Source organism: Okeania sp. SIO2F4, from assembly GCF_010672385.1.
Taxonomy (GTDB): domain Bacteria; phylum Cyanobacteriota; class Cyanobacteriia; order Cyanobacteriales; family Microcoleaceae; genus Trichodesmium.
This window is the reverse complement of record NZ_JAAHGT010000721.1, coordinates 1-5,018: the sequence shown is the minus strand read 5'-3', so window position 1 is coordinate 5,018 and position 5,018 is coordinate 1. Positions and strand designations below refer to the sequence as shown.

The 5,018-nt window shown below is 33.8% G+C and carries 3 protein-coding genes and 1 pseudogene; 2 read left to right on the top strand and 2 right to left on the bottom strand.

Annotated features, from left to right (window positions below; all coding sequences use genetic code 11):
• Positions 1 to 370 precede the first annotated feature (370 nt).
• The gene (locus F6K22_RS31265; protein ID WP_293107234.1) at positions 371 to 1,048 is read left to right on the top strand and encodes a J domain-containing protein; all 678 of its coding nucleotides are present in this window, start codon (positions 371 to 373) and stop codon (positions 1,046 to 1,048) included.
• A gap of 96 nt (positions 1,049 to 1,144) precedes the next feature.
• Here F6K22_RS31265 and F6K22_RS31260 read toward each other — a convergent pair.
• Together F6K22_RS31260 and F6K22_RS31255 are read right to left on the bottom strand one after the other, a co-directional pair.
• Positions 1,145 to 1,877, bottom strand: a pseudogene (locus F6K22_RS31260) (IS1 family transposase).
• 437 nt (positions 1,878 to 2,314) lie between these two features.
• Positions 2,315 to 3,814, bottom strand: coding sequence for a cyclic nucleotide-binding domain-containing protein (locus F6K22_RS31255; RefSeq protein WP_293107232.1), 1,500 nt, complete (start codon positions 3,812 to 3,814; stop codon positions 2,315 to 2,317).
• Positions 3,815 to 4,614: 800 nt separating this feature from the next.
• On the opposite strand from F6K22_RS31255, the gene F6K22_RS31250 reads away from it, so the two are divergent.
• Entirely contained in the window at positions 4,615 to 4,791 is a 177-nt protein-coding gene (locus tag F6K22_RS31250) for a hypothetical protein (RefSeq protein WP_293107230.1), read from the top strand.
• Positions 4,792 to 5,018 lie beyond the last annotated feature (227 nt).

The following is a 5,018-nucleotide window of genomic DNA, read 5'->3' as shown; positions in this document are numbered from 1 at the left end:
TGTCTATCCGATCTTGTGGGGTTTGCTATACCAATTTCTGGTCGGCTGATGCAGAAGTCTTACCCAGTCAACCACATCAAGCAGTGGCGAAAGAAACTGGACCTAGGAGCTATATTGAGAGATTTAACTGTACTTGACACCAACGAGTTTCAGGTTTAGTACCCAAAACCCGATCTTTTTCCAAAAGAAAAGAAAAGAAAATCATATAGGGGCGATCTGGCATTTCATCCATTATGACAATGCTTCGTTGCCTATAGGTTGCTCCTTTCCTTTTTAGGACTACCGATATATTTTCTCCAACTAACATTTGTTCAAAACCTATTTATGCTCTCTATTATATAGAATTGTAGTTATTGAATAGAAATGGTTTATGGTAACTTGTAATTATTATAAAATTTTAGATATTACTCCTACAGCAACTCAGGGACAAATTAAACAAGCATATCGTCGTTTAGTGAAGTTATTTCACCCAGATACTAATACAGATATAGCAGACCATGATAGTATTATTAGAATTAATGAAGCCTATGAAGTATTAGGCGATCCCCAAAGAAGGAAGTCTTACGATTATTACCAACTTAATCAAAATTCTCAGAACTATAGAAAAACTAGCCAAGATTATCAAAATCACCATACAAGAGGCAAGGATGTTGATGAACACCTGCAAAAATGGTTAAATCAAGTCTATAAACCAGTCAACAAAATTATAATTCAAATACTGAAACCTCTAAAAAGTGAAATTGATAATTTGGCTGCCGATCCATTTGACGATCAATTGCTTGAATCTTTTCAAGATTATTTAGAAATTTCTCGGGGTCTACTTAAAAAAGCTCATAACTTATTTAGTTCTCAGCCAAACCCATCTAACTTTGCTGGAGTAGCAGCTCATTTATATTACTGTTTGAATCAAGTTAGTGATGGAATAGAAGATTTAGAGTTATTTACTCTAAATTACGATGATTCTTATCTACATACAGGTCAAGAACTATTTAGAATTGCTGGGAGATTGCGCCAGGAAGCACAAGTAGCCATAAAACAAATTTTATAAGTTTTTATAGATTAAGTAAGCATTCAGCTATTATCAGCGAAGAAGTATTTAAGGTAGGAAAATAAAAAATCAATGATGAGTGTCAAATCGGTAGTCCTAAACAAGTAAGGATGCATTGTAGTAGTCAATGAAATACCAGATAGCTCCAATATGATTCTCTAATTTTTTAGAAAATGATCGAGTTTTTCTGACTAAGCGAGATATTTTCTGCCTTAAAGTACAGTTTAATCTCTCAATATAGTTAGTGAGACCACTTGTTTTACTAACTGTTTTATATCGTGTTTTTGGGAAGATTTCTTCGTAAGCTGACCAAAAGTCTGTATAAGTGATTGCACACTGTCGATATACGCCAGACAGATAATTCCACAACCCTCTGGCTCGATCTATACTGCGTTCGCGGTAGCGTTGCGTCAGCAAATCGCTAATGTAGGCTCCAACAATTTCTTTGCTCCTGATATCTATAGCAAGTCAAATCTACTGTTTATTGCCTTTCTGGCCCACAAATGACCACATTTCATCACACTGAATAGTCAATCGACCTTTTTTTTGAGGACACCTCTATTTGTTTTGGAACTTCAGCATATTTGCGATTAGGATAGTTCTGTAGCCAAGTTTCAGACACCAGGCAAACTCGAGCAATACCTGCAAGAGGTATTTTTTCTAGCAATAGTTGATCGACAAAGTCCTTGGTTTTTTGGCAGATAAGTTTTTGCTGAGGATCTTCAACAAACTGACGGCCACAAATCTTGGATTTATAATTCTGTTTACCATTATGGATACGACCATTCTTCACAATTTTTTGGGATGTATACTTTGGACAATTCAGCATTTTTTTTGGCGATTATTATACAGTCTTTCTGAATCTTATCCTTACATCTGATGGACTACCTATTTATGGTAGAAATTATCTGAAATATATCAATAATAATTTCTTGGCATCAAGACAAGACGAGCCTAATTATAATAAGTGCTGATAAAGCAATTCCCACCCAGGGGGGAAGCTAAAAGCTGAAGGCTGTTAGCTCCGTATTCCGCAGAAAATGCTTACTATATCAATCCGCGCATTGGTTGTGACAATTTTTATAATAGTTAATTTTAAGGGAAAACATGAGCAAATTCTGTACGTCGCCAATCCGACGGCTCCCTTACCTGAATCCTAGCTCCTGACTCCTAACTCCTAACTGCCAGCAAAATATTACAACTTGAATAGTATTGCTATAGATAAATAATATCCTAGTAATCGGCGAAAGTTAGTATATTATTTGATTAAATACCAAAAAGAGTTTGAATCCGGTTTCTAATCCGGTTAAAGGGAGAATTGTCTGGGGAATTCAGATCCAATAATCCTAATTCTAGTAATGCTTGTCGGCGTTCACAAAGCTTTTGGGAAATATCAACAGCCAAACTGGGAGATTCTTCTAAGAGTCTTTGCAAATCATGTTGCTCTATTACAAATAAAATTGAATCTTCGAGAGTTTTGACTGTAGCTGTACGAGGGGAACCCAACAATAAAGACATTTCTCCAAAAAACTCTCCTTCGTGGAGAGTGGCAATATATTTACCAGTTTTTTCAGAAATCACTTCAACGGCACCAGAAAGAATAATATAAAAAGAATATCCCGCATCATTTTCTTGACATATAATTTGTCCTTTAGGGAATAATTGTCTATAGCCATATTCTATTAATTTTCGGAGCTTTAAATCAGTAAAACTTTCAAAATAAGTGACTCTCTTGAGTAAATCACGCAAAGTCCAATTGCTAAGAGATTTTGTTATTGGCTTTTGAGCGTGAGGTTGAATACTATTCTGTTTCTGCTCCGAAGCAATACCATTCTGGTCAAACATTTGACTGTCAATGTTATTGGTAATATTAATATTTTGAAATAACATACTTAAATCTTGTGTATTTTTTAACCATAAATCTCGCTGAGGAAAGGGAATAACTATATCTCGCTGATTTAATTCATGCTCAATCAAAAAATTTAAAGAACTTTTGATTGGATCGCTATCTTGAGGATGGTCAATCCAAACTAATAACTCAAAATCTAAAGAACTATCGCCAAAACCTTTAAACCATACTTTTGGAGAAGGATTCTTTAATATACTTCTTTCAGTTCTAGCAACATCTAATAATGCTTCTGTTACTAGCACTGGATCGCTACCATAAGCAACTCCAACTGGAATGTGAAGACGACTTTTAGGGTCTTTGTAACTCCAGTTAATAATATTATTTTCTACAAATTTAATGTTAGGTACAATTACAAATATACCGTCAAGAGTACGCACAATTGTAGATCGAATAGAGATACTTTCTACTGTACCTAATAAATTGTCTACCTCAATAAAATCTCCTACTTTAATTGGCTGTTCAAATAATAGGGTTAAACCACTGATAAAGTTACTTGCAAGATTTTGTAGTCCAAAACCAATTCCAATCCCTAAAACACCTGCAAAAACAGTTATAGTTCTTAAATCTATACCTGCTCTTTGTAAAATGATTAAAATTCCTAAAGTTGCAACTATATAAATAATAACTGTAGCGATCGCTTCTCTACTACCTCGGTCTAAACCTATAGGAGTTAGCAGTAATCTCTTGATTCCTGTACCTATACTCCGAGCAAGAATTAATACTACGATAGCTAATATAATTAATCTGACAATTGCACTAATAGAAAGATGATTATCTCCAATATAAAAAAGTGGAGTTGTTAATACTCTAGATAAGTTTTGAAACCATTGTTTTCCTTGTACAAACAAAACATTCATACTTAACTTATTTGATTTTTTTTTACTTATACAATTTGTTTTGATTTTCTCAAGTTAGCTAAATCTTTCCTAATTCGTTTAATTTCAACTTTTATCTGTTATACCAATTTGATAAATGTTTTCTACAAATAGCTAGTTTTTTTTATAAGTCATAAGTCATAATTCAGGAGTCATAATGAATATCTTCGATACCATTTATTAAGGCATAAATTATCTTATTACTCAAAGAGAAATCTACTGTCAACTATTTTTATCGCCCTTATTATTCGTGACATTCTTTTTCTTGTGTTTGGTATAATACAAATTATAAAAACTTTTATTATCCTTAAATTTTATATTTATAAATACTATTTATTGACGTAATTTGATTGTTTACTAACTTATGTTATTTCTGTGGTTATTTTGACCACCTTCCAAGTGTAGCATTACTTTTGCTCAATGGTATTCTAGCCTTTCTCAAATTGGTGAAATACACAAGTTTGGGATTTTAGGGAATAGGAAATAGGCACTATTGCAATAGGTAAAATAAAAAATACTGTATCTGATGAACATGAGAACCACTGTACCTGTTGCCCGAGTTCAATAAATAATTTAAAACCATAAAAGCCAATCAATTTTATTTGCTTGAATATCTAATTATCGGTGGTTATAAGGGAATTTAAATTTAATTTTTTTATTGATTCAACCAATTGGAGCAAATAATTTATCAAAATTGTAATTGTCAGGAATGAGGAACAGATATTTATAACAAATATTTACAAAATTAGTATTGTCATCTAAATTGGAGATATGAACATAAAATGGTAGTCCTAAAAAGAAAAGGAGCAACCTATAGGCAACGAAGCATTGTCATAATGGATGAAATGCCAGATCGCCCCTATATGATTTTCTTTTCTTTTCTTTTGGAAAAAGATCGGGTTTTGGGTACTAAACGTGAAACTCCTTGGTGTCAAGTACAGTTAAATCTCTCAATATAGCTCCTAGCCCCAGTTTCTTTCCTCACTGCTTGATGTGGTTGACTGGGTAAGACTTCTGCATCAGCCGACCAGAAATTGGTATAGCAAACCCCACAAGATCGGATAGACTGCTGGTAACGATTCCCGCTCCTTCCCTTGCTCAACCCGCACAACCCTCTCCAATTTGGCATCCAATAATTTCACGTATCTCTACATCCAGACCTAACCAGACACAGTGTTTATTCCCA